The organism is Flavobacteriales bacterium (assembly GCA_025210805.1).
In the GTDB taxonomy this organism is placed as follows: domain Bacteria; phylum Bacteroidota; class Bacteroidia; order Flavobacteriales; family CAJXXR01; genus JAOAQX01.
This window is the reverse complement of the sequence record JAOAQX010000009.1, coordinates 1-23,574: the sequence shown is the minus strand read 5'-3', so window position 1 is coordinate 23,574 and position 23,574 is coordinate 1. Positions and strand designations below refer to the sequence as shown.

23 protein-coding genes and 1 CRISPR repeat array are annotated in these 23,574 nt (G+C 33.4%); of the genes, 12 read left to right on the top strand and 11 right to left on the bottom strand.

Annotated features, from left to right (window positions below; translation table 11 throughout):
• Positions 1-36: 36 nt before the first annotated feature.
• The 3 genes from N4A45_05325 to N4A45_05315 all read right to left on the bottom strand — a co-directional run bounded on the left by N4A45_05325 (position 37) and on the right by N4A45_05315 (position 4,078).
• Positions 37-2,775, bottom strand: coding sequence for a response regulator (locus tag N4A45_05325; GenBank protein ID MCT4664637.1), 2,739 nt, complete (start codon positions 2,773-2,775; stop codon positions 37-39).
• A 365-nt stretch (positions 2,776-3,140) separates the two neighbouring features.
• Positions 3,141-3,599, bottom strand: coding sequence for a MarR family transcriptional regulator (locus tag N4A45_05320; GenBank protein MCT4664636.1), 459 nt, complete (start codon positions 3,597-3,599; stop codon positions 3,141-3,143).
• The gene (locus N4A45_05315) at positions 3,599-4,078 is read right to left on the bottom strand and encodes a glutathione peroxidase (protein ID MCT4664635.1); all 480 of its coding nucleotides are present in this window, start codon (positions 4,076-4,078) and stop codon (positions 3,599-3,601) included. The genes N4A45_05320 and N4A45_05315 overlap by 1 nt, the downstream gene beginning before the upstream one ends.
• Positions 4,079-4,221: 143 nt before the next feature.
• On the opposite strand from N4A45_05315, the gene N4A45_05310 reads away from it, so the two are divergent.
• From N4A45_05310 to N4A45_05270, 9 genes are all read left to right on the top strand, one after another.
• A complete protein-coding gene (locus N4A45_05310; protein ID MCT4664634.1) occupies positions 4,222-4,479 on the top strand; it encodes a hypothetical protein in 258 nt (85 codons plus the stop codon).
• A gap of 522 nt (positions 4,480-5,001) precedes the next feature.
• Entirely contained in the window at positions 5,002-7,041 is a 2,040-nt protein-coding gene (locus N4A45_05305; GenBank protein ID MCT4664633.1) for a thiamine pyrophosphate-dependent enzyme, read from the top strand.
• Positions 7,042-7,165: 124 nt separating this feature from the next.
• A complete protein-coding gene (locus N4A45_05300) occupies positions 7,166-7,753 on the top strand; it encodes a hypothetical protein (GenBank protein ID MCT4664632.1) in 588 nt (195 codons plus the stop codon).
• A gap of 207 nt (positions 7,754-7,960) precedes the next feature.
• A complete protein-coding gene (locus N4A45_05295) occupies positions 7,961-8,836 on the top strand; it encodes a cytochrome c oxidase subunit 3 (protein ID MCT4664631.1) in 876 nt (291 codons plus the stop codon).
• A 32-nt stretch (positions 8,837-8,868) separates the two neighbouring features.
• Entirely contained in the window at positions 8,869-9,192 is a 324-nt protein-coding gene (locus tag N4A45_05290; GenBank protein ID MCT4664630.1) for a cytochrome C oxidase subunit IV family protein, read from the top strand.
• The gene (locus N4A45_05285; protein ID MCT4664629.1) at positions 9,192-9,935 is read left to right on the top strand and encodes a hypothetical protein; all 744 of its coding nucleotides are present in this window, start codon (positions 9,192-9,194) and stop codon (positions 9,933-9,935) included. The genes N4A45_05290 and N4A45_05285 overlap by 1 nt, the downstream gene beginning before the upstream one ends.
• A complete protein-coding gene (locus tag N4A45_05280; protein ID MCT4664628.1) occupies positions 9,922-10,590 on the top strand; it encodes an SCO family protein in 669 nt (222 codons plus the stop codon). Before N4A45_05285 ends, N4A45_05280 begins: the two co-directional genes overlap by 14 nt.
• 1 nt (position 10,591) lies before the next feature.
• Positions 10,592-11,110 carry a DUF420 domain-containing protein gene (locus N4A45_05275; GenBank protein MCT4664627.1) on the top strand — a complete coding sequence of 173 codons (519 nt, stop codon included), beginning with the start codon at positions 10,592-10,594 and terminating at the stop codon, positions 11,108-11,110.
• On the top strand, positions 11,100-11,369 hold the full coding sequence (locus N4A45_05270) for a hypothetical protein (protein ID MCT4664626.1): 270 nt from the start codon (positions 11,100-11,102) through the stop codon (positions 11,367-11,369). Before N4A45_05275 ends, N4A45_05270 begins: the two co-directional genes overlap by 11 nt.
• Before the next feature lie 139 nt (positions 11,370-11,508).
• On the opposite strand, the gene N4A45_05265 is transcribed toward N4A45_05270, so the two are convergent.
• Positions 11,509-12,330, bottom strand: a complete 822-nt coding sequence (locus tag N4A45_05265) for a universal stress protein (protein MCT4664625.1) — start codon at positions 12,328-12,330, stop codon at positions 11,509-11,511.
• A 589-nt stretch (positions 12,331-12,919) separates the two neighbouring features.
• On the opposite strand from N4A45_05265, the gene N4A45_05260 reads away from it, so the two are divergent.
• The 3 genes from N4A45_05260 to N4A45_05250 all read left to right on the top strand — a co-directional run bounded on the left by N4A45_05260 (position 12,920) and on the right by N4A45_05250 (position 15,648).
• Positions 12,920-14,212: an aminopeptidase P family protein gene (locus N4A45_05260; GenBank protein MCT4664624.1), complete on the top strand. Its 1,293-nt coding sequence runs from the start codon at positions 12,920-12,922 to the stop codon at positions 14,210-14,212.
• Between the two features lie 242 nt (positions 14,213-14,454).
• A complete protein-coding gene (locus tag N4A45_05255; GenBank protein ID MCT4664623.1) occupies positions 14,455-15,051 on the top strand; it encodes a hypothetical protein in 597 nt (198 codons plus the stop codon).
• 12 nt (positions 15,052-15,063) lie between these two features.
• Entirely contained in the window at positions 15,064-15,648 is a 585-nt protein-coding gene (locus tag N4A45_05250; protein MCT4664622.1) for a hypothetical protein, read from the top strand.
• Positions 15,649-15,698: 50 nt separating this feature from the next.
• On the opposite strand, the gene N4A45_05245 is transcribed toward N4A45_05250, so the two are convergent.
• The 7 genes from N4A45_05245 to N4A45_05215 form a co-directional block, all read right to left on the bottom strand.
• A complete protein-coding gene (locus N4A45_05245) occupies positions 15,699-16,463 on the bottom strand; it encodes a helix-hairpin-helix domain-containing protein (GenBank protein ID MCT4664621.1) in 765 nt (254 codons plus the stop codon).
• On the bottom strand, positions 16,460-18,076 hold the full coding sequence (locus N4A45_05240; protein ID MCT4664620.1) for an alanine:cation symporter family protein: 1,617 nt from the start codon (positions 18,074-18,076) through the stop codon (positions 16,460-16,462). The genes N4A45_05245 and N4A45_05240 overlap by 4 nt, the downstream gene beginning before the upstream one ends.
• A 4-nt stretch (positions 18,077-18,080) precedes the next feature.
• On the bottom strand, positions 18,081-18,998 hold the full coding sequence (locus tag N4A45_05235) for an SDR family oxidoreductase (GenBank protein ID MCT4664619.1): 918 nt from the start codon (positions 18,996-18,998) through the stop codon (positions 18,081-18,083).
• 1 nt (position 18,999) lies between these two features.
• Positions 19,000-20,031, bottom strand: coding sequence for a potassium channel protein (locus N4A45_05230; protein MCT4664618.1), 1,032 nt, complete (start codon positions 20,029-20,031; stop codon positions 19,000-19,002).
• A complete protein-coding gene (locus N4A45_05225; GenBank protein MCT4664617.1) occupies positions 20,021-20,242 on the bottom strand; it encodes a PspC domain-containing protein in 222 nt (73 codons plus the stop codon). The genes N4A45_05230 and N4A45_05225 overlap by 11 nt, the downstream gene beginning before the upstream one ends.
• Positions 20,242-21,489, bottom strand: a complete 1,248-nt coding sequence (locus tag N4A45_05220; GenBank protein ID MCT4664616.1) for a DUF2851 family protein — start codon at positions 21,487-21,489, stop codon at positions 20,242-20,244. Before N4A45_05220 ends, N4A45_05225 begins: the two co-directional genes overlap by 1 nt.
• 101 nt (positions 21,490-21,590) lie before the next feature.
• Complete coding sequence (locus N4A45_05215; protein MCT4664615.1) at positions 21,591-22,019, bottom strand: DUF3995 domain-containing protein; 429 nt, start codon at positions 22,017-22,019, stop codon at positions 21,591-21,593.
• Positions 22,020-22,344: 325 nt separating this feature from the next.
• A CRISPR array of direct repeats spans positions 22,345-23,405; the repeat unit is 48 nt; unit sequence GTTGTGAATTGATTCCGAAATTGTATTTTTACCGAAGGTAATTCCAAC.
• Positions 23,406-23,574: the final 169 nt, after the last annotated feature.

Sequence of the window (23,574 nt, the reverse complement as noted above, 5' to 3'; positions counted from 1 at the left end):
AAAAAGAGTGAACCTTAAAATTCACTCTTTTTTTGTTTAATATTCTTGAGACAATAAAGCCCCAGGAGTAATGTTATATTTTTCTTTAAAGCATTTTACAAAGTAAGCAGTACTTCCAAAACCAGTATCCATCGCAATTTGAGAAACATTACCTACTTTTTGATGAATCAATTCATGGGCTTTTTCTAAGCGATAGTTTCTGATGAATCTATTGGCAGATAAATTGCTTAAAGCATTGAGTTTTCTGTTTAGATGTACCTTGCTCATTCCTATTTCTGAAGCTAAATACTCAACATTTAGCTCGGAGCTTGAGAGCTTTTTTTCGATAATATTTATCACTTTTTCCAAAAAGATATCATCAATAGGATTGGTTCCTACACGTTTGAGAGCCGATTGAGATGTATTTGAATAGTTTTTCCGCAATTGTTCCCTAGACTCAATAATATTTGCAACTCTTATTTTTAATTCTTTGGTATCAAAAGGTTTCACAAGGTAATCATCAACACCGATTTTAAGACCTTTAATTTTTTCTTCCTGCGTAGATTTTGCCGTGAGTAAAATAATAGGAATATGACTCGTTCTTTCATCATTTTTTAGAGCTTTACTCATGCCGTACCCATCTAGTTTTGGCATCATGATATCACTAATAATAATATCTGGCATTAATTTGAAAGCTATTTCTTGCCCTTGCAAACCATTCTGTGCTTCCACAATTTGATATTGCTCCTCAAGGTGTTCTTTAATATACGCTCTTACTTCCAAATGATCTTCAACAATAAGAACCAAGGTCTTGTTCTTATTTCCCTTTTGGATTAAGGAAGATGGAATTTTTGCCTCATATTTTTCCTCTATTGTATCTTTTTTTAGAGTAGATAATTGTTGATTGGACTGATGATCATCCATAGGGATGTTTGCAAAATGCTCTTTTCCCTTTCTTAGAATAATGGTAAATGAGGTACCTTTATTGAGTTCACTTTCTACTTGGATTTCTCCATAGTGAATATGAACGAGTTCTTTAACCAATGCTAAACCAATACCTGTGCCTTGATATTCCTTGGTCTCTTGATGGTCGATATGAAAAAATCGATTAAAAATATTCTCCAGTCTATCAGGTTCAATACCAACTCCATTGTCTCTTACTAAAATTTCAATATGTTTTTCTTTTTCAGAAACTAAAACTGAAATCTCGCCGTTTTCTTGAGTGAATTTTAAAGCATTGGATAATAAATTAAAAAAGATGATTTCTATTTTCTCAGAATCAAAATACATAAGAATTTCATCTGATTTGGAGATAAAGTTTAATTTGATGTTTTTCTTTTGAGCCCAAGAATCAAAGGAAAGTGCAATTCCCTTCAAAAGAGAAACAAAATTATGAGTGCTAATTTGCAGCTCCATTTTACCTGTTTCTAATTTGGATAAATCCAGAATTTTGTTGATGAGATGTAAGAGTCTTTCGGCATTTTTATATGCCATTTTTAGTTTTCCAGAATATTGTTTTTTTTCTTCGGAGTTAATTATATCCTTCAGTGGACCAAGAACAAGAGTGAGTGGAGTTCTGAATTCGTGAGATATATTAGTGAAAAATCTAGATTTCAATTTATCAAGTTCTTCAAGATGCTTTTTTTCATTTCTAATATTATTGATTTTTTGAAGAATATGATAAAAAAGAATACCCGAGAATAATACCGTACTGATCTGAAAGCTCGATTCTGTAATAGGATTGCTGGGGATTACATTCGTGACTTCAAGAATGTATAGGAGCCCACTAATTACTAAAATACCTGTTGCAACTAATAAGGATTTAGATGCTTTATTGCCTTTCTTCGTTAAAGTGATTACTGGGAGTATTGTTATAATAATCCAAGAGAAAATCACATAATTGGAATAATATCCAATCGTGAAAACATCAAGATCTCCAAAGTACCCAAAGAAATGAGGAAAGAGTGCTGTAAATATTGCATATAGATGATAAAAAGCGAAATATTTTGGGTAGAATTTTCTTAGGTCAATATATGCACTAAAAAATTGAGTGAGTGAGATAACAACTCCAGAAAGGCTTAGATGAATATACAAGTTAGAATCTGCTGCTCCTCTTACATTTAATACAGTTTCTATAAAATGCGTTATGCTTAGGAAATAACAGGCAAATGAAAAAACTAAAAGAGAAAACCAAAGGAATATTTTTTCTCTGAAAATATAAAACATAAATAAACTCAAAAGGCTAAACAGAATGAATGCACCTGAGTAGAAGAAATATCTCCGAAACTCCTTAAAGTTTGATTGCACTAAGGGGAGAATTGGTCGAGCTGAAAGAATGGTGAGCAAACCATTGGACTCTGCTAATTTGAAATTAGTCAGATATTTCATTTTAAGATAAAACGTTTTGGTTTTATCTGGATCAATACTAAATGGAATGTTATTGAAAGAGGAAGGGAAAGCTTTTTGTTGTGTCTGGATAGAAGCTCCAGAGATTTGCGTATTTATGAGTCTATTCCCTTCGAAAGTATATATCCATGCTGAGTCGATAAAGGTAAACATGGAGAAATAGTAATTCTTAGTTTCTTTTGTGTTATTTTTAATTTGAAACCTGGTCCATACCGTTCCTGATTTATTTATATGCGAGAAATCTCCTGGCTGATGTTTTTTAAACTCAACTTCGGGAGAAGTCGTTATCTCATGAATATTCCATTTTTTATGTTCTTCAACAACGATAGCTACACTATCTCTTAGACTAAATCCTTTTATACAATCTTCGTTTATTTCAAACAGAGTCATTTTTGATTGCCCATTTACAATCAAAATTGGGATCAATGAAAAAATTGTTATTAAACTAAATAGTGCTTTTCGAATGCTCAAAGTTAGAGTTGTTAATAATACCAAGTAAACTCAAAAACAAGTGATAAAAACGTTTTCTAGTTTTTTTATGTTCCTTCTTAGGAGAATTTATTCGGTAAATAATTTTTCTGTGCTTACTGTGTACAAAGAACGTTATTATTTTTTAAAGTTAAACTGAGGTTGATTTTTTTTAACATTAAAATTTTTCATCAATTTTTCTTTGTTTAGAGATCGAGTAGTGGCAACCTAGTTTTCTATTTCAGAAAAAAGCTATCGAAAGTGTTTTATATTTGATTTCAATCAAGTTAAAGCTGTTGATGCAAGTTTTTAGCAAGTTGTTGAAGGCTTGATCTAAAATCTTCAATTTCTTCGTAGTTATGGTCTGTTCCCCTAATGGTTTCGAACATTTTGAAAGGGATTTCACTTGCCTCTTTTTGTAGTTCTTGCCCTTTTGAACTGATGGAAATCAATACTTTTCTCTCATCTTTGGGAGAACGGGTCCTTTTTAATAATTTTTTCTCCTCCATTCTTTTCAAAAGGGGCGTTAAGGTGTTTGATTCTAAGAAAAGTAAGGAACCAATCTCATTAACTGATTTGTGTTGATGCTCCCACAAAACCATCATCACTAAATATTGAGGATAAGTAAGGTCTAATTTCTTCAAAAAAGGGGTGTAGATTTTTGTCATCATCCTAGACGCAGCATACAGAGGAAAACAGATTTGATTTTCCAGTAAGAGTTGAGTGAAATCCGTTTCTTTACTCATTATAAAATTTTTTGGAGGGTTTCTTCTATATTTTCGGGTTTTGTAATGGATGCAAATCTTTTAACAGGAACCCCATTTTTGTCTATTACAAACTTGGTGAAATTCCATTTAATTTTATTGACCAAAAAACCTTTCAATTCTTTCTTAAGATATTTGAAGATAGGATGAGCCTGATCGCCATTTACATCTATTTTCTCAAAAATAGGAAAGCTGACACCATAGTTGATAGAGCAAAATTCTTGAATATCTTCTGAGTTTCCAGGTTCTTGAGATCCAAATTGATTACAGGGAAATCCAAGTATCACAAAGTTTTGATCTTTGTATTTTTGGTATAGTGCTTCAAGTCCTTCGTATTGAGGGGTCAGTCCGCATTTACTTGCTGTATTAACTACCAAAATAGTTTTCCCTTTGTATTGTTCCATGGAAACAGTTTTTCCCGTAAGAAGTTTTGCTTCAAAATCATAAAATGTTGCTTTCATAAAAGTCGTTTTAGATTAAATCGTGTACGATGCAAATATATGTATTTATTTATAATACGGAAAAATAGAATAAATAATTTAGGTTGTAAGGATTGAAAGAAATCCACTACCAATGGTCTATAAAAATATAAAAAAGCATTATTATGAAACTATTAGAATGGATTCAGTCGTTTTTTTCTGGAGAATCAAAAGAGAGTACCCCCGAAGGATATTGTCCAAATTGTTGGGGAAGGCAAGAATATGGAGGAACGTTTATCAAAGCCATGGATCAAGAAAAAATTGACCTAAATAATTTATCGATAAAAAGAGGATGGATAACGGCTTATGCTGAGAAAAACCTTGAAGGAATAAAGTTATCTGATAAAAATGGTAAAAAATCATGCCCCAGTTGTACTAAATAAAAAAGCGAAAAAGCCATTATTATAATGGCTTTTATTACTAGAGATGTACTGGTTTTCTTAATTCCAAATTCATATAAAAAATGTTTGTTAAATATGAATCATGAAGAAGGAATAAATAAAATGTAATTATTTATGTGTTTTTAGGAAAATTGTTTAGTGAACTTGATGCGGATTTGTTTATAATGAGTCCATTATCAAGTATCATTGCTTGGTTCTATTCAGTGATGAGTTCTGTTTAGTGGAACGCAATAATTTTACTGTTTTTAATGAATCTGGGTTTCAGTATTTTATTTGAAGGTGTTTTTAAAACAACAAAAGATAATGTATTAAAAAATTCTATATTTCTCCCTTAATTCTTGTTATATATTAATGATTAAAAGCTTCTTGTAATAGGCTATTTAACATTGGGAATCTTTTTTATTTTTCAAGAATCTCGAATATTTTGTGAATTAATAGGGAATATTTTAGATATCCATGCAGTATTGCTACATTTGTTCTACCAAAAACAATAGATTTTAGGGTATGACAATTATAGAAAAAGCCTTAGATGCTTACCGTTTGATGACTACGGCAAGAGCCATGTCTGATATATATGAAGAAAATGCAAAACTAACTAGTAAATATGTTCATGCAACCTCGAGAGGACATGAAGCTATTCAACTGGCTTTGGGAATGCAACTCAAAGAGCAAGATTATGTTTCACCGTATTACCGAGATGATTCAATCTTGTTGGGAATTGGGATGCGTCCTTATGAAATTATGCTTCAATTGTTTGCAAAAAAGGAAGATCCGTTTTCTGGAGGAAGAACTTATTATTGTCATCCAAGTTTGAATAGGGCAGATTTACCTAAAATTCCACATCAATCTTCGGCAACTGGAATGCAAGCGATTCCTACGGCAGGTGTGGCTATGGGAATTCAATACTTGGAAGAACAAGGTATTTTGGATAAGAATAGAGCAGAAAGACCTGTTGTGGTTTGTTCTATAGGTGATGCAGCCATGACTGAAGGGGAAATTGCAGAAGCACTTCACATGGCATCTTTAAAGAATTTTCCTATGTTGTTTTTGGTTCAAGATAACGAATGGGATATCTCAGCAAGTGCAGATGAAATAAGATCGAACGATGCCGCTTTTTACGCCCAAGGATTCAAGAATATTGAAGTAAGGAGTATTGATGGAGCTAATTTTCAAGAATCTTTTGAAACTTTAGAAGAAGTACTTAATACAATAAGAACAGAGCGAAGACCTTTTATGGTTCATGCCAAAGTTCCTTTGCTTGGTCATCATACCTCTGGAGTAAGAAGAGAATGGTATAGAGATGATTTGGAAGAGCATAAGCTACGTGATCCACTACCAAAACTTAGAACTTTCCTCTTAGAAAATGGTATTTCTGAAGATGAGCTTCAGAATATTGAAAAAGAAAGCAGCACACTGGTTGAAACAGATTTTGGACAAGCTCAAGAAGCAGAAGATCCAAGTGCAGAAGACCTATATACCTTTGACTTTGCACCCAGTCCTATAACCGAAGAAAAAGGAGAAAGAGCAGGAGCTGGAAAAGAAAAAACCTTAATGGTTGATTGTGCCTTATTTGCGGTGCAAGAAATATTAGAACAACACCCAGAGGCATTGCTTTACGGACAAGACGTAGGAGGAAGACTTGGGGGAGTTTTTAGAGAAGCCGCTACTTTAGCCCAAAAATTTGGAGATGATCGTGTTTTTAACACACCAATTCAAGAGGCGTTTATTATTGGTTCTACAGTTGGAATGTCCGTAGCAGGAGCGAAACCCATTGTGGAAGTTCAATTTGCCGATTATATTTGGCCAGGTCTTAATCAGTTATTCACTGAATTGAGCCGTTCCTATTACCTTTCTAATGGAAAATGGAATGCTCAAGCACTTATAAGAGTTCCTATTGGAGCCTATGGAAGTGGAGGTCCTTACCATTCATCGAGTGTGGAGTCTATTCTAACGTCCATCAAAGGAATCAAAGTAGTATATCCATCCAATGGAGCAGATCTTAAAGGTTTGATGAAAGCGGCTTTTTATGATCCAAATCCTGTGGTGATGCTAGAGCACAAAGGTTTGTATTGGTCTAAAGTACCAGGAACCGAAGAAGCAACCAGTATAGAGCCAGATGAAGATTACGTAATTCCTTTAGGAAAAGCTAGAATTGCTCAAGAATCGACCGAGCAAGATTCAGTTTTAGTCATCAGTTACGGAATGGGAATCTATTGGGCGAAAACTGCCTCAAAAAACTTTAAGGGTCAAGTAGAAATTCTCGATTTAAGAACGCTTCAACCACTAGATGAAGCAATGATTCTCGAAAGAGTAGCAATTCATAATAAGGTGGTTATCGTTACAGAAGAACAAAAGTCTAATAATTTTGCCCAAAGTTTGGCAGGAAGAATACAAGAATTGACATTTCAACATTTGGATGCCCCAATTAAAGTGATAGGAGCTAAGGATATGCCAGCTATTCCACTTAATTCCACATTGGAGCAAGAAATGATACCTAGTGCAGATAAGGTAGCGGAAGTCATTGAAGAAATTCTGAGATTTTAATTGCAAATTCCGTAGTTAATCAATCTTTAAAAACTAAAAAATAGTCAATAGTTCATGATTCAACTATTGACTTTTTTAGTTTTTGAAGCCCTATCTTTGTTGATCATTTAACATAACTGCCAAAATGAAAAAAATGAATTTAAGGTTGATCTTATTTCTTGTCCTGTTGGGGATCAGTGTTTCAAGTTGTAGTATTTTAGAAACTGTACATGTTTTAGTTTTTGGAGGTACAAAGAATATTGATATAACAGAGGTATCTAAAGGGCGACGTAAAAAATTCTATTCTAAATTTTTGAAAGAAGAAACTACCCGCATTTTTTCTATAAAAAGTGAAGAAGCATTAGTTGAATTATCCAGAGCTGATTCAAGTAAAAATTTACTTTCAACATTTGTATTGGACAGAAAAAGTAATCAAGTATTTTCTTTAAACTGTATAGACGGTATAAAAGGCTTTATAGAAACCGCAAATACAGGAAATCCCGATACATTTTATCTAGTATCTCAGGAAGAACTGTTCAAGTTTCAAGAACTCTTCCAAACTAAAACAACGCTCTGTGAGGGAGGGAGTGGTGAAAGCTCAGGCGGTAGGTATCAGATTGTTATAGGAAGTGTTCCAACTTTTCGAAATATCCTACGAAAAAGATTTGAGGATTTATTAGAAATAAAAGATAGACACTCAATAACAATTTATGACTTTAGTGTCTGTCAATAATACATCGGTATAATTTCTAAAAACAGAGAATCAAATTTGGGTATCGTAGAGAAAACGCTATTTAGAAATAATCTAAATAACCCTATAATGCTTCTATTTTTTAATCCAAAAAAAGGTTAATTTCGGTAGAATCACTTATATTTGGCACTTTGACAGATGGGCTATTGTGCTCAAAAACTAAAGAAACTAATAACCAAGCGATTACTTATGTCAGCAGAAGTAACAACTACTACAAACATATGGGGTGGAGGTAACAAACCCATGAATGCCAGCTATGGAAAACTGATGATGTGGTTTTTCATCCTAACGGATGCATTGACTTTTTCAGGATTTCTTGTAGCCTACGGATTTGCCAGATTCAAATTTGGAGATATTTGGCCAGTTGCCGAAGATGTATTTACCCATTTCCCTGGTTTACACGGGAATCATCCTCTATTATTTGTTGCCCTTATGACATTTATTCTGATTATGTCATCAGTAACAATGGTTTTGGCTGTACATCACGGTCATAGAATGAGAAAAAAACAAGTCGTTCTTTGGATGGCATTGACAATTGTAGGAGGGGCAATCTTCCTTGGTTCTCAAGCTTGGGAATGGATGCACTTTATTATGGGAACAGACGCTGGAGCATTTCTCTTGGCTGATGGAACTGTAGCACACCTTTTTGAAGCAGGTCAAATTATTGAGGGTAGAAATATCCAACTATTTGCAGATGCAGGTGCAACGCTTACTTCAGATCATGCATTGGTAAACAATGTGTTGAAAGTAGGGGAGCAAGTCATTTATGTGGATCAAGCAAAAATAAACGCCCTTGTAGAAACAGGAGAAAAAATATATGGAGCCAATCTTCATCACAACGAATATGGGCATCCATTATTCGCTGATTTCTTCTTCTTTATAACAGGTTTCCATGGTTTCCACGTATTTACAGGAGTTTTGATTAACGTAATCATCTTTGTAAATGTTCTTAGAGACACTTATGAAAAAAGAGGACACTACGAAATGATCGAAAAAGTAGGACTTTACTGGCACTTTGTTGACCTTGTATGGGTATTTGTATTTACCTTCTTCTACCTTATCTGATCCAATCACACTAAAACGAAAAAGAAATTATCATGGGACAAACAGATTCTACTAAAAAAATATGGGTTGTATTCTTTATTCTTCTTATCGTAACTGCGGTTGAGGTAGGACTAGGAATGTACAATACAGCTAATCCAGGAGTGATTAACTGGACATTGTTAAAATGGACTTTTATCATCCTAACTATTTTTAAAGCATACTATATCGTTTCCGAGTTTATGCACTTAGGACACGAAACAAAATCTTTAAAGCTTTCATTATTATTGCCAATTTTCATTTTGGTACCTTATTTAATCTATATTGTATTAACTGAAGGAACCTATATTTATAACCAAATGCACGGAATTGCACAATAATGTTTAAAGACAAAAAAGCATTTATAAAAGGGGTAGTACTGATTTCAATATTGGTACTACCCTCCTTGTTTTACCTACTTTTGACAACAGGAAAACATAATTTTATCTATCTGCCCAATATTATTCAGTTGAGCGATAGTGAGTTTACAATTGACAAAACAGGAAAACAATATCCAGAACATCAAGAATTGGAGTTAAAGTTTGGAAATATTCAAGCTCGAAACCTTAAAAACGATTCAAATATTCTCCTCAATAATTTGCCTAAAAAGGTATATGCCCTTCACTTTGTAGATCTTCAGGAAATTAGTGATACAGAAGGTGCATTTTTTAGAATGTTTGATCACCAAATAGGAAAAAGACTGGTGCCATTTGAGGATCTCGAAGTACTCACAATTGTTAAAAAACCTTTGGGAAGTAACTTAAAGACTTATTTAGATTCAAAATTGAAGCTGAAACTAGAGAGTTGGCAGTTGATGGAAGTAAATTCTCAAGATTTTGATAAACTCTATGAACAAATGAATATACCACCTGTTCAAGAGAAAGAAATTCCTGTATTTAGACAAATTTATGTGATGGATAAATTACATAAACTAAGAACAGGTTGGGACAAACAAGATCGTGTTTTTTATACCTATGATGGCGGTAAAGAATATATCAATAAACTCCTTTTAGAAGATTTAAAACTACTACTTGCAGAGTATTTAAAATCTTTAAAATCTAGAAAAGCAAATGATGAAAAATAGTTGGATTCTATTCATTGTTTCGGTTTTGTTGTGTATTTCTTGTGAAAAGAAACAACAAAAACTGGCCTTTGTGGGAATGAAAATAGAGCCTACAATTTCTGATGATGGTCAAGCAATTTCTGATACCATTTTACATAAAGTATTGCCTTTTTCTTTCATTAACCAAGACGGTAAAACGATTACCGAAAAAGAAATGCAAGGCAAAATTACCATTGTAGACTTTTTCTTTACTACTTGTCCTACAATTTGTCGAGATATGACAGGAAATATGGTGGAACTCCAAAAAATGTTACAAGGAGAAGAGGGAATAATGATACTTTCTCATTCAGTAAATCCTACTTATGATAGCCCGAAAATCCTTAAGGAATATGCTGACAGTTATGGAGCAAATACCAAAAATTGGCATTTTCTTACGGGTGAACAAAAAGCGATTTACAAGCAAGGTTTTGATTCCTATTTTATCAATGCCAATAAAGATGAATTAGCTCCAGGAGGATTTTTACATTCTGAGTTTTTCGTTTTGGTAGATAAGAATGGACACCTCAGATCACGTCGAGACGAACATGGAAATATTAAAGCCATGTATGACGGAACAAAAGCAGAAGAAGTAAAAATGCTTTACCAAGATATCAAAAGACTGCAAAAAGAACAATAAAATGGATTATAAGAAACTCAAAAAAATTATCTGGATATTTTCGGCATTAGTTTTTGCATTAGTAGTAGCACTAAGGTATTTGCCAAAACCAGAGGTAGTACCAAGTTTTACTCATGTTCAACCCTTTCTTCACGCTTTAATAAACGGAACCTGTTTCCTTTTGTTGATTGGGGCACTATTTGCTGTTAAAGCAAAAAATATTGACCTTCATAGAAAGCTGATTACAATTGCCATGATTATGTCTTTGGTTTTTTTATTAAGTTATGTGCTTTATCACGCATTTGCACCAGAGACCAAGTATTTGGGTGAATATAAAGGACTTTATTTAGTAATTTTGGCAACGCATATTGTATTGGCAGCCTTGTCTTTACCTTTTATTCTTTTGGCTTTCGCCAAAGCTTTTACAGGAATGATTGAAGAACATAAGAAAATGGTAAAATGGGTCTTTCCAATTTGGCTATATGTAACCCTCACAGGGGTTTTGGTATATTTGTTTTTATCACCTTATTATGTCCATTAAACAAATTAAAATAATATTAGGAATCTTGGTTTTTATTAGCCTTTTCCTATTTCCTGAAACAGTATTTGCACAAGGTTGTTCTATGTGTAAAGCTACTGCAGAATCTAATATTCAAGGTGGAGGAACAGAAGCTTCTGGGCTGAATGCTGGAATCCTCTTTATCTTGATTTTTCCTTATATACTTTTTACCATCTTTTTTATCTATTGGAAAAAACATCGTCAAGAACTTAGAGACGAAGAAATAGATTTACAAAGGTAAACAGTAACAACAAAAAACGGCTAAAATAATATTTTAGTCGTTTTTTGTTGAAGTACACTCAGATCTTTTTTGAAAAAGAAAACCCAAATAAACAAACCATAAAGGATTGAAAAATTTGGGTTTTGCAAAAGGGAATTTTCTACGCTTCTTTTTGATCCTCTCTAAGTACTAATAGCGGAATAGAACTGTGCATGGCACGTTTTTCTGAATGACTAGTGGTGAATAATCTTTCCCAGAAACCATGAGGGCGTCTAATCATACAAAGCATATGTGCTCTTGTAAAATCAATATACTCCTGAATATCTTTGTCATATTCATCTAAAGGAATTTCGTCATATTTTATATCAAAATCCATGAACTCCTTGCGTATATATTCTTCTTCATTCTCTGTATATTCTGTTCCTTCTGTAAAATGAACCACATTGAGCTTTGCATCAAAAATAGCTGTAAGTTCTTTTATCATTCCATGTGCATGAGAAACCTTATCGAAATTAAAATCTGTAGAATAAGCCATTTTGCGAATATCTTCAGGATTCACATCATGAGGAATAGCCAATACGGGTGCTGTAGCATTTTTGATGATTGCTTGAGCATTAGATCCCATAAAAATTTCTTCAATTCCTGATGCTCCACGAGTACCCATAATCACTAGGTCAACTTGTAAACTTACAACAAGCTCGCAAACAGTGTGAACCACCTGTCCTAAAACACAATGAGTAGAAAGTTTTACTTCAGGATGATTTTCTGCCATAAACTTCTTTAATAAATCCATTCCTTGAAGACTATTTTCTTTCATTGCCTCCAAAAGGGTTGTGGTAATCACTGTGGACTGAGATGCTGGAATTTCATAACTGTTAAGGAAAACCAATTCAGAATCGGTCGCTTTAGCAAGGAAAATAGCAAAATCTCTGGCTTTTTCACTCGCCAATGAATAATCTGTTGGGAAAAGTATTCTGTTCATAACTATCGATTTATTTGTTATTACGTGTTAAAGTTATTTTTTTTACTTAATAAAACTTGTGATTTTTGTCAGTTTGAAAACAAATTTTTAGCATTTGAATTTGATAATAATGTGCTGATGAATTTACAATAAATTTTTACATTTTAATTTAAGGTATTGTTATACTATTATGAGTTTTGAGTACAAGTGATATGATCAATTACCTTTTGTTAATTCTAATTTTGTTCAATTCCTCTGTCAGTTCAGTCCCGATTATATCGGGATAAACTTTGTCCCGACCCATCGGGAAGTGATTTTTGATGGAATGCAATGGAATCAAAAATTTTATCACCATTGTCAGTTCAGCTTGTCCCGACCCATCGGGAAGTGATTTTTGATGGAATGAAATGGAATCAAAAATTTTATCGAGAACACCCACCATTTTGTCCTGATATTTCCCAAGAAAGCTTCTTTTTTAAAGATGTTTAATTGTTTAGAATTTATTAAATTCGTCTAATGGTTTTTCTTTTGTACCTATGAGTAAATAAACACCAAGAATGGTATTATTTGAACAGAGAAAAACCTTTTATTCATTCAAAAGAAACCCAATATGAAATATCAAAAACTGCCCTCAAATCTTTTTATAGATAATAGAAAGAGACTTGCTAGTAAAATGAAAAAAGGAGGAATTGCCTTTTTTAATAGTAATGATATTATGCCCACTTCTGCAGATGGACACATGGCATTTGTTCAGTCTCCAGATATCTTTCATCTTTCGGGAGTAGATCAAGAGGAATCTATTTTGGTAGTCTTTCCAGATTCTTTTTTGCCAGAGCATAGAGAAATTCTTTTCCTAAAAGAAACAAGTGAATTGATTGCCATTTGGGAAGGAGCAAAGTTAACAAAGAAGCAAGCACAAGAGCTTTCGGGAATTCAAACTATTTATTGGCTCTCAGATTTTGATCGTGTGTTAAAAGGTTTGATGCATGAAGCCGAGCGAGTTTATTTGAATACAAACGAGCATACCCGTGCCCATGTTGAAGTGGAAACAAGAGATGCACGTTTTGTCAAAAAAATGCAAAATAATTACCCGCTTCATGAGTATGAAAGACTCGCACCTATTATGCATGATATCCGTTCTGTAAAGCACCCAGTAGAATTAGAACTGATGCAAAAAGCTTGTGATATTACCGAAAAAGGTTTTAGAAGAATCCTAAATTTTGTAAAACCAGGAGTGAGCGAACATGAGATAGAAGCTGAATATATGCATGAATTCCTTTGGAATCGTTCACGAGGTTTTGCCTATACGCCTATTGTTGCTTCAGGTCAAAGCGCTTGTGTGCTACACTATATTGAGAATGATAAACCTTGTAATGATGGCGATGTTATTTTGATGGATGTGGGAGCCGAATATGCCAATTATGCAGCAGATATGACACGCTGTATTCCAGTAAGCGGACGTTTTACAAAAAGACAGAAAGAGGTATATAATGCTGTTTTAAGAGTGAAAAGAGCGGCTACAAAGTTATTGGTTCCAGGTGCTTATTTGCATGAATATCATAAAGAAGTAGGACACCTCATGGAAAAGGAATTAGTAAACTTGGGATTGATCTCTATGGACGATATCAAAAACCAAGATCCTTCTTGGCCAGCTTATAAAAAGTATTTTATGCACGGTACTTCACACTTTATTGGACTGGATGTTCATGATGTAGGTTCTTGGCATAAACCGATCCAAGAGAATATGGTATTTACAGTAGAGCCAGGGATTTATATTCCAGAGGAAAACTTAGGTATTCGTCTTGAAAATGATGTAGTTGTACAAGCCAATGGTGAACCTTATGACCTCATGAGAAATATTCCTATAGAAGCTGATGAAATTGAGGACTTGATGAACCCATAATCTTGGTTAAGATAATATTCTAATTTATTCAATCCCATGGAAACGAATTATTCCATGGGATTTTTAATATTCGCTTATACCGATTACTTGTTCATGATCACTTAGTTCATTTTATTCATAATTGAGTTTTTACAATGTATCGGCATAATATAGGTGAGTAAATTAAGATCTTTAAGTATTATTAATTCCATTTACAGAATAATTCACTATTTTGCTTTAAAATTTTTAAAATTAAATATCTTATGAAATCTCGTTTTGCATTTTGGGGACTGTTACTAGTCGTTCTATCAAGTTTTATAAATTCTTGTATCCCTTCTTCTGATAATCTTGATTGTGTAGTGGAAAGTTATACTCAATATTTAAGAAAAACACATCCGGAAAATGAGAACTTCGCAGGTGATTTTATTCCGATTATCAATAAGGATGAACCCATTAGAATCGATTCGGATAGTTTGTTTATATGTTTTAACCCAAAACTTTTTTGTGCCGAAGAAATTGTTTTTGAGATGCCATCTGTAATTCCCCAAGCTATGGCACTTTCTGAAGTCATACATTTTCTAAATATCAAAGATATCCAAGTCATATCAGACTCAGAATACAGAGGGAGAAAAGCAGGAGCGGATCTTTCGGATTTTTTTAATTTAAAATTGAATACTTATCAACCAAGTTTTAGGAGAATAGATTCTGTAGCGAATCATGAAGTGGAAAGAAATCAAACCTTGTTTGTGAAGGTCGATAAAGCTCCAAAGAATTTAAAAAAACACCAATTAAAATTTAGCTTTTTGTTTTCAAAAGGCGGTTTAGTATCAGCAAGTATACACCCGTTAATTTTGGAATAATTTACCTTATTTATGAAACATATATTTATTGTATTATTCGTATTCTTTGTTTCGTGCAGAAACGACACTGTGGTAATCACCGATAAAAAAAGAGATTTTAAAAAAGTTAAATTAGACTTTTTGAAGATAGATTTTTCCGTTCCTGCCTCTTATGAAAAAATGGACTTTGAGTCATATAGTACCTATTATTATGAATATTATGGCGATTCTTTGAAAGTATCATTCAACAAAGCTATGAGGTATTTGAAGTATAAAACGAAAGGGAACACTTTTTTTGTTGATACAAATGAACCCGCAAATACTTGGATTGTTATACGGGGTGAGTATGTTCACTTGAATAAAGAAATAGCAAAAATATATATTCAAAACATCAAGCAGTCTATTCAAAAAACTCATGGTGGTGAGGCGGAAATAGTGAGCCAATCTTTTTTGCAAAAAGGGAAAAAGAAGTTTATTAAAATATTGATAAAATATACAAATGAATATGCTACCTATTTCCGAACACACTATCTCATTAATTCCAAATATAATACCTATTCTATTGATATTACCAATCTGGAAAAAGAGGATTTTCAGGATATAGTTATACAAAATTAAGAGGAGGACATTTGGATGTCCGTATTTAACTTTTGATTCTCAATCAATCGCTATTTCCAAATAAGGTAATGATGAATATATTCTTGATGTTTGCTCTTTTCGAAAATCGTTTGAATTTCAGGTTTTGAAGGCTTTTTTTTGAATTTACTTAACTGATAAGCTTCTTTTTTGGAGATCAAAAGGTGTTTGGCAAGCTTTGGATATTTTGCGTTTTTGAGGTTAATCTTTGAGATAGAGTTCTTGTTAATAAGTATTCGGTTTTTTCTTGTTGTTAGACGATGTTTTGGGAAGTAATAGACCTGTTCTAGTTGTTTCGTTATAGCAAATCCTCCAATCTTATCTCTATATTTTATGGCAGTTTTTGCGGTTTTTTTCGGGATTCTAAAGAAAGCAGAGAATTCTTTTTCAGAAACCTTGTTTAAGTGAATTTTTGGGCATCTCAAAAAGGATGGATCTACAAGTTTTGACCATTTTTTTATATGAAATTCTTTTATTCCTTTTAAATCTCTTAAATCTTCAATGCATTGGAATTTTCCATATTTTTTTCTATTGGCTTGTATTTTTTCTACCCAATAAGGTTTAATTCCTTCCATTAGACTTCCGTTAAAATCCATACAAGCTGTGGTGTCATAAAGTTTGAATCTAGGAATTATTTCTTTTTCAATGCGTACAAAAGACTCTTGATATGTGTATTTTTTCAGACCAAAATTGATCATTGTTATAAAAAACAAAAGGAGCAACAAAACCGTTGCTCCTTTCTTTTCTTTAGGATTAAAATGGAAAAATTCTTTAAATTTTATCCACCACCATTTCATGATTTAAGTGTTTTTATGGCACTCATATATTTTGATAATTCTTTTTTAACAACAGGTGCTAAGAAAAATAACCCGATCATATTAGGAACGAGCATGGCAAAAATCATGGCATCAGAGAAGTCTAATACGGATTTTAAACTCGATGCAGCTCCAACAATTACGAATAAACAAAAGATGACTTTATACACATTCCCCACCATTTTACTTCTTCCAAAAAGGTAAGACCAAGCTTGGAATCCATAGTAAGACCAAGAAATCATTGATGAAAATGCAAATAGAACCACGGCAATGGCTAATACATAAGGAAACCAACTAATGGTTTCGGCAAAGGCACTTGAAGTAATTTTTACTCCAGCAGATACTTCGTTTCCGTATGCAAAAACAGATCCATCCATATTAGAAATTACAATAACCAAAGCAGTCATCGTACATACAATTACGGTATCTATGAATGGTTCTAGTAATGCTACAAGACCTTCTGATGCAGGATGCTTTGTTTTTACCGCAGAATGGGCAATAGAAGCCGAACCGATTCCTGCTTCGTTAGAAAATGCTGCTCTTTTGAATCCTTGAACAATAACGACTCCAATGGCTCCACCGGCAATAGGTTTCCACCCGAAGGCTCCGTCAATGATTTGTCCAAAAGCAGGAAGAATAAGATCATAATTAACAACTAATACAACAATTACTGCTAAGGCATACACTGCGACCATAAAAGGAACAATTTTATCGGTTACGCTGGCAATTTTTTTGATCCCTCCGATAATTACAATTCCTACTAAAATAGCCATAACTACTCCAAAAAGAGCTCCGTAACCATATAGAAAACTATTTTCTCCTCCTGTTACAGATAGTACCATTTCAAAGGCTTGGTTTACTTGCACCATATTTCCTCCTCCAAAAGAACCTCCGATACACATTACGGCAAAAACAGCCGCCAAAATTTTTCCAGCTGTTCCTTTAACTCCTTTTTTAAGATAGTACATAGGACCTCCGAAAACAGTTCCGTCTTTGTCTATTTCACGGTATTTAACTCCCAATGTACATTCTATAAATTTTGAAGACATTCCGATCAGTCCTGCAATAATCATCCAAAAAGTAGCACCAGGACCTCCAACAGAAAGAGCAACGGCTACACCTCCAATATTCCCAATTCCCACTGTAGCTGACAATGCGGCTGTTAAGGCTTGGAAATGGGAAACCTCTCCATGATTATCGCTTTCTACACGGATCGTATCTGGATTATCTTGAATAGTATTACTATCTATATCAGAGTCTTTTGCATCTGGGAAAACGTCTGAAGAAGCTACGTGATTATTTCCTTCTAAGCCGTCATATTTTCCTTGCACAATACGGATAGAAGTGAGGAAACCTCTAATATTGATAAACTTAAAGTAGAAAGTAAAAAATAAGGCTCCAATAATCAATACAATTAATACCCAAGGAATTTGAAGTGTATCCGAAAGAGGAATTTTATAAAAAATAGCTTTAACAAACCATCCTGTGGCGTCTCCAAATTTTTCGTCAATGAGTTTATCGACCCCTTTTTCTTCTTGGGCAAAACTCGAAAGTGTGCTTACTAGACTTAATAATAAGAGTAGTGATTTCTTCATAAGGTTATTTTTGGGTATCTAAAAGTTGTTTCTCAATTATTTTAAGGCTTTCTAAAAAGCTTGTAGGCTGATAATTCAATTGTTCTCTAGCTTTTGAAATATCAAAAAAAGTATATTGCGGTCTTTGGGCTTTTTGGTTTAAATCTTTGGTTTCTGTAGGAAGAATAAAAGATTTGTCCAGTTTCCAATGGTCTGCCACCATTTCTATAAGTTGAATGATGGAAAATGTTTCGGGTCCTGTTGTATGAAAAATCCCAAAAGCTTTTCTTTCTATTGATGAAACACAAGCTTTTGCCAAGTCTTCTGCCAAAGTTGGCGGTCTAAATTGGTCTGTGATTACCGTAATTTTTTGTTTGTTTTCTAAACTAGATTTTGCCCAAGTTACAAAATTCATTCGAGTATTATCATGAAGAATTCCATAGACAAAGCTGGTTCTAAGAATGGTGTAGGGGATTTTGGAGTTTTTGAGTAATTTTTCAGACTCCGCTTTACTCCATCCATATCTACTCAAAGGATTGATTGCATCGGTCTCTTTATAAGCTGTTTTTACAGTTCCATCAAATACAAAATCTGTTGAAATATGCACTAAATGAATATTTTTTTCTCCTATAGCATCAATTAAAAATTCAACGGCTTTTATATTGAGTAAATCACAGGCTTCGGGCTGATCTTCACAGGCGTCTACATGTGTGAAGGCGGCACAGTTGATAATGGCATCGGGTTCGAAATGAGTAATTAAGTCTGTTACTTTTTCTTTGTCTCCACTATCAAGTATCTGGTAATTTATGTCATAATCGGGATTCAGTCTTGAGCTTCCTCGGGCACAAAATAGAGTGGTATATTGGGGGTTATTGTGTAATAAATCTACAATTTTTTGCCCGAGCATACCATTTGCTCCAGTTACGAGTATTTTTTTCTTCATATTAGTTGAGTCCAAAAAGGGTATTGAGTTTTTTGATTTGTTCAGGATTTCCTAATACAAAAAGCTTGCATCCTTTTTCTAGTTGGGAGTCTGGTGAAGGGTTAATTTCTATTTCTCCCGTTTGGGTTTTAAACCCTACAATGGTGCATCCTGACATTTCTCGGATTCCTAGTTCTCTTACTGTTTTACCTTTTAAATTTTCAGGAATTTCGTTGTAAGAAACTTCTTCTAAAGTGATTCCTGAGGCTTTCCCTACGGTAATTTCATCTATAAACTCCACTACATCAGGTGCTACTACTAAGGTTGCCATGTGGCTTCCGCCCACTTTGTCTGGCATAATCACATTATTGGCTCCAGCCACATAAAGTTTAGAAACGGTATTGTCATTGGTTGCACGAGAAATAATTTTGATATCTTTTTTTAATTGTCTTGCAGTAAGTACGATAAAAAGATTGTTTGCATCATGAGGAAGTGCTGCAATTAAGGCTTCAGCTTCAGATATATTGGCTTTTTCTAAGATAGAATCTCGGGTAGCATCACCTTCAATAGCAAGAATTCCAAAATCGTTGATTTCTTCAATGATCGCTTCATTATTATCTATTACCACAAAGCTTTTGTTATGCCTTTTTAAGGTTTCGATGGCTTGTCTTCCGTTTCTTCCGTAGCCACACACAATGGTGTGCCCTTTTAGTTTAGATACTTCTTTCACGATCACACGTTCTTTCATTTTTTTATAAAATTCTGTTTTTATAGCAAATCGGGTAAAAACAGAAATCAAATAGGCATAAGTAAGTACACTCATCACAATAAGGATAGAGGTGAAAATCCTTCCTTCTGGACTGAGTGGCTTTACTTCTGTAAACCCTACGGTAGAAATGGTAATGACGGTCATATAAATAGAGTCTACCATAGAAAGATCCTCTATAAGAAGAAAACCTATAATTCCTATGATAATAACGCCAGCCAACCATCTGAGGGCAAAAATTAACTCACTACTACTAAAGAGTCTCTCTAAATAATATCTATATTTCAAAAGCGCTTTTTCTGTTTTTGATAAAACTATCTTTAATTCTCATTAAAAACATTAAAGTAAAATAAATAATAAGAGGCGATCCCAAAGTAATGAAGCTTAAATAAATAAAAAGCAGGCGAATGGTTCCCACTCGCATTCCCACTTTATGTGAAAATCTTGAGCAAACTCCAAATGCTTGTTTTTCAAATATGTCTTTAATTCTTCGAATCATTATTGCTTCAAAATTTTTATACCAATATGGCAATTTAAACATTTTCTTTCAATACAGTATTCCTTATATAGATGAATATTTGCTTGACTGTGAAAAGCTGAGCTATTTTCGAAGTAATTTTCCTTCATCCTTATTGTGAGTTTGTTTTTTTCGGGTTTTAACGTTTTTAGCTCTGAAACAATCTTGTCAAAAACCTCTTCTGGGCATTCTGTATAATACAGTTTGGAGGGAAGCACGGCGTTTATCCAAAGTGTGAAAACGCTTTGCTGTCCGAGGTGTTTTTGTTTTTCGGGACTTTCTTTTTCTAGGGTATAATGAGTGTTGTAGAATTCTGGAAGTTCTAAACCTTGTAGGCAGGAAGAGAATTTTTCAAAATGCGTGTCTAAAACGAAGCTGTCTAAGGAGTCTATTTTAGAAAACAATTGAGCCAAAAAAGCAAGTCGGATAAGCGGGAAGGCTTGGGGGCGAATCCCTTTGTGTATCCAGAAAATAGGAGGATAATCGGGGATTTTATAGAGTTTTTTGAGATAGAGAAATTCTTGATAGAGTTTTGAAGCATAATCAAAATGATGATGGGCATGTAGAAAACCTGCAATTCCCAAAAAAAGAGCTTCCAAGGAAAATGTTTTATGTCTAATTTTAAGAATTAAATAAATAGGAATACGCTCTGCAAATGTTTTCATATTTTCTCCATTGGCTTTGAGACCCAAAGCATAGCAAAAAGTTTCAAATATCAATTGAGATCGATCTTCTTGAGAATGAAATAGCCGTTTTGATTTTTCTTGAAAACGATCCCAAAGTAGGCGTTCTTGATAGAATTTTAACCAATTTTCATCGATGCTTGTTACAAAATCATGGCATGGGAGTTCTGTAGATTTATGATAGGCTAGCAGATGATAATTATCTAAGTATTTTTTAGGAACAAAACCTTTTAACTCTAGGGTAGGAGCATGGAAATTTGGAATTTCTATATCGTGGTTCCATACCAGATGAAGAATGACATTTCTGTAACGTTTATCTTCAGAATGCTGGTGCTTAACCCAGTCTGAACTATTGACATGAATTTCTATTTGTCCTACCCAAATAGTCTTGTCAATCTTTATTTTTGCCTCCAAGAAATCCGGTCCATCATGAAAGTTCTTTCTACCTTTATTGAGTATTGTAATACAGGTGTTCTCTGTGGTTTTTAATTCCCGATTAATAAACAATTGATATTCCCATATTGTATGTAAAAAATCTTCTTTCATTTTGAGTAATCTATTGAAAAAGAGTACTCAATTTAGCCTAAAATTAAAGATAACATACTTAGAAATCGATGAGTGGTTTTATTCTAAGTTTAAATTTGTATTCACAATGAAAAAACGAGTATAAGTCCTGAAATTCCAATAAATAAACATAAAGGGGAGAATAATCTTGAATCTGCCTGTGCAAATTCTGTATGCTTTATTTTCTTGAAAAATCCAACATATCTAAAGTCTCCAATGGCTCGAAGCATGAAAATGATGGGAATAAACCAAGCGTTAATTTTATAGAACCAAGGTGGTGTAAAATTGAAAATATCGAAAATATAAGCACCATAGTGAATACTAAAAAATAGCAAAACAAACCCTACAAGTAAAGTAGCAAAAAGAGGCGGATTCAAAGCTTTCTCTCCTTCTTTTTTTGTGGGTAAAGCTTTAGATAAACCCCATTTTCCGCCAAAGAGCCAATAAAAATGGATACTTCCTAATAAAAAGAAAATAAGAGCTAGAATAACCGAAAACATTGTGTAAATCATAAAATTCTCTAAAAGATTATAAATTCAAATATAATCATTTTAGAAAAATAGATTGTTTGTCTGGTTTTTCACCACTTATATACTTAACTGTTAGTAATGATTTTGAATGATTTATGCTTGCAATTAACATAGGTTTGACTCAGATTGTATTCTTGATGAAGAGATATTGAGTTCGAGTCCAGTTCTGGCTACAATATTGTGAATTGATTCCGCCCCGAGCGATAGCGACTCGATGAACACCAAAAAAAATAGACAAAAGTGAATAAATTGTATTTTTACCGAAGGTAATTCCAACTTTAACGTATTTAAGCATATGTTGTTGATTGTTGTGAATTGATTCCGAAATTGTATTTTTACCGAAGGTAATTCCAACACTTTTTTTCTAAATCATAAGACTTATTCCGTTGTGAATTGATTCCGAAATTGTATTTTTACCGAAGGTAATTCCAACACTTTTTTCTGATACGTTAATGCATTATTTGTTGTGAATTGATTCCGAAATTGTATTTTTACCGAAGGTAATTCCAACAAATCAACATGAACCTCTCCTTCTAGCTCTGTTGTGAATTGATTCCGAAATTGTATTTTTACCGAAGGTAATTCCAACTTTACAAATAAAAAGGTGTTCCTACCTCTCGTTGTGAATTGATTCCGAAATTGTATTTTTACCGAAGGTAATTCCAACGAATATTAAAGAAAACTTTAGTATTTATCCGTTGTGAATTGATTCCGAAATTGTATTTTTACCGAAGGTAATTCCAACAAACCAATCATAAGCTTCTTGTTTCGTTTTGTTGTGAATTGATTCCGAAATTGTATTTTTACCGAAGGTAATTCCAACGCTCGAGGTTGTAAATGGTCTTGTTAATAGGTTGTGAATTGATTCCGAAATTGTATTTTTACCGAAGGTAATTCCAACCATTATGATAGTGCTATGTATTATTTAGGCGTTGTGAATTGATTCCGAAATTGTATTTTTACCGAAGGTAATTCCAACAAGCGACTGAAGAACCCTCCTCGTTTGCTGGTTGTGAATTGATTCCGAAATTGTATTTTTACCGAAGGTAATTCCAACTTAAAAGCTCGTGTAGTTTGCTGTAAGTCTGTTGTGAATTGATTCCGAAATTGTATTTTTACCGAAGGTAATTCCAACTTATTCTTGTTAGAAAATTATAGTAAATAAGTTGTGAATTGATTCCGAAATTGTATTTTTACCGAAGGTAATTCCAACAATACTGGTAAATGGATTACTCGCTCCAAGTTGTGAATTGATTCCGAAATTGTATTTTTACCGAAGGTAATTCCAACCAGTTGTTTTAGTTGTTAGTTCTTTTGGTTGTTGTGAATTGATTCCGAAATTGTATTTTTACCGAAGGTAATTCCAACAAGAAGCTTCTATAATGAGAGCTATATCTCGTTGTGAATTGATTCCGAAATTGTATTTTTACCGAAGGTAATTCCAACAAAATATAAAATATATGTAATATAATTAGAGTTGTGAATTGATTCCGAAATTGTATTTTTACCGAAGGTAATTCCAACAAAATATAAAATA

Coding starts and splice junctions, on each gene's coding strand:
- N4A45_05325 (MCT4664637.1), bottom strand. CDS start 2,775: ATGACTCTGTTTGAAATAAACGAAGATTGTATAAAAGGATTTAGTCTA.
- N4A45_05320 (MCT4664636.1), bottom strand. CDS start 3,599: ATGAGTAAAGAAACGGATTTCACTCAACTCTTACTGGAAAATCAAATC.
- N4A45_05315 (MCT4664635.1), bottom strand. CDS start 4,078: ATGAAAGCAACATTTTATGATTTTGAAGCAAAACTTCTTACGGGAAAA.
- N4A45_05310 (MCT4664634.1), top strand. CDS start 4,222: ATGAAACTATTAGAATGGATTCAGTCGTTTTTTTCTGGAGAATCAAAA.
- N4A45_05305 (MCT4664633.1), top strand. CDS start 5,002: ATGACAATTATAGAAAAAGCCTTAGATGCTTACCGTTTGATGACTACG.
- N4A45_05300 (MCT4664632.1), top strand. CDS start 7,166: ATGAAAAAAATGAATTTAAGGTTGATCTTATTTCTTGTCCTGTTGGGG.
- N4A45_05295 (MCT4664631.1), top strand. CDS start 7,961: ATGTCAGCAGAAGTAACAACTACTACAAACATATGGGGTGGAGGTAAC.
- N4A45_05290 (MCT4664630.1), top strand. CDS start 8,869: ATGGGACAAACAGATTCTACTAAAAAAATATGGGTTGTATTCTTTATT.
- N4A45_05285 (MCT4664629.1), top strand. CDS start 9,192: ATGTTTAAAGACAAAAAAGCATTTATAAAAGGGGTAGTACTGATTTCA.
- N4A45_05280 (MCT4664628.1), top strand. CDS start 9,922: ATGATGAAAAATAGTTGGATTCTATTCATTGTTTCGGTTTTGTTGTGT.
- N4A45_05275 (MCT4664627.1), top strand. CDS start 10,592: ATGGATTATAAGAAACTCAAAAAAATTATCTGGATATTTTCGGCATTA.
- N4A45_05270 (MCT4664626.1), top strand. CDS start 11,100: ATGTCCATTAAACAAATTAAAATAATATTAGGAATCTTGGTTTTTATT.
- N4A45_05265 (MCT4664625.1), bottom strand. CDS start 12,330: ATGAACAGAATACTTTTCCCAACAGATTATTCATTGGCGAGTGAAAAA.
- N4A45_05260 (MCT4664624.1), top strand. CDS start 12,920: ATGAAATATCAAAAACTGCCCTCAAATCTTTTTATAGATAATAGAAAG.
- N4A45_05255 (MCT4664623.1), top strand. CDS start 14,455: ATGAAATCTCGTTTTGCATTTTGGGGACTGTTACTAGTCGTTCTATCA.
- N4A45_05250 (MCT4664622.1), top strand. CDS start 15,064: ATGAAACATATATTTATTGTATTATTCGTATTCTTTGTTTCGTGCAGA.
- N4A45_05245 (MCT4664621.1), bottom strand. CDS start 16,463: ATGAAATGGTGGTGGATAAAATTTAAAGAATTTTTCCATTTTAATCCT.
- N4A45_05240 (MCT4664620.1), bottom strand. CDS start 18,076: ATGAAGAAATCACTACTCTTATTATTAAGTCTAGTAAGCACACTTTCG.
- N4A45_05235 (MCT4664619.1), bottom strand. CDS start 18,998: ATGAAGAAAAAAATACTCGTAACTGGAGCAAATGGTATGCTCGGGCAA.
- N4A45_05225 (MCT4664617.1), bottom strand. CDS start 20,242: ATGATTCGAAGAATTAAAGACATATTTGAAAAACAAGCATTTGGAGTT.
- N4A45_05220 (MCT4664616.1), bottom strand. CDS start 21,489: ATGAAAGAAGATTTTTTACATACAATATGGGAATATCAATTGTTTATT.
- N4A45_05215 (MCT4664615.1), bottom strand. CDS start 22,019: ATGATTTACACAATGTTTTCGGTTATTCTAGCTCTTATTTTCTTTTTA.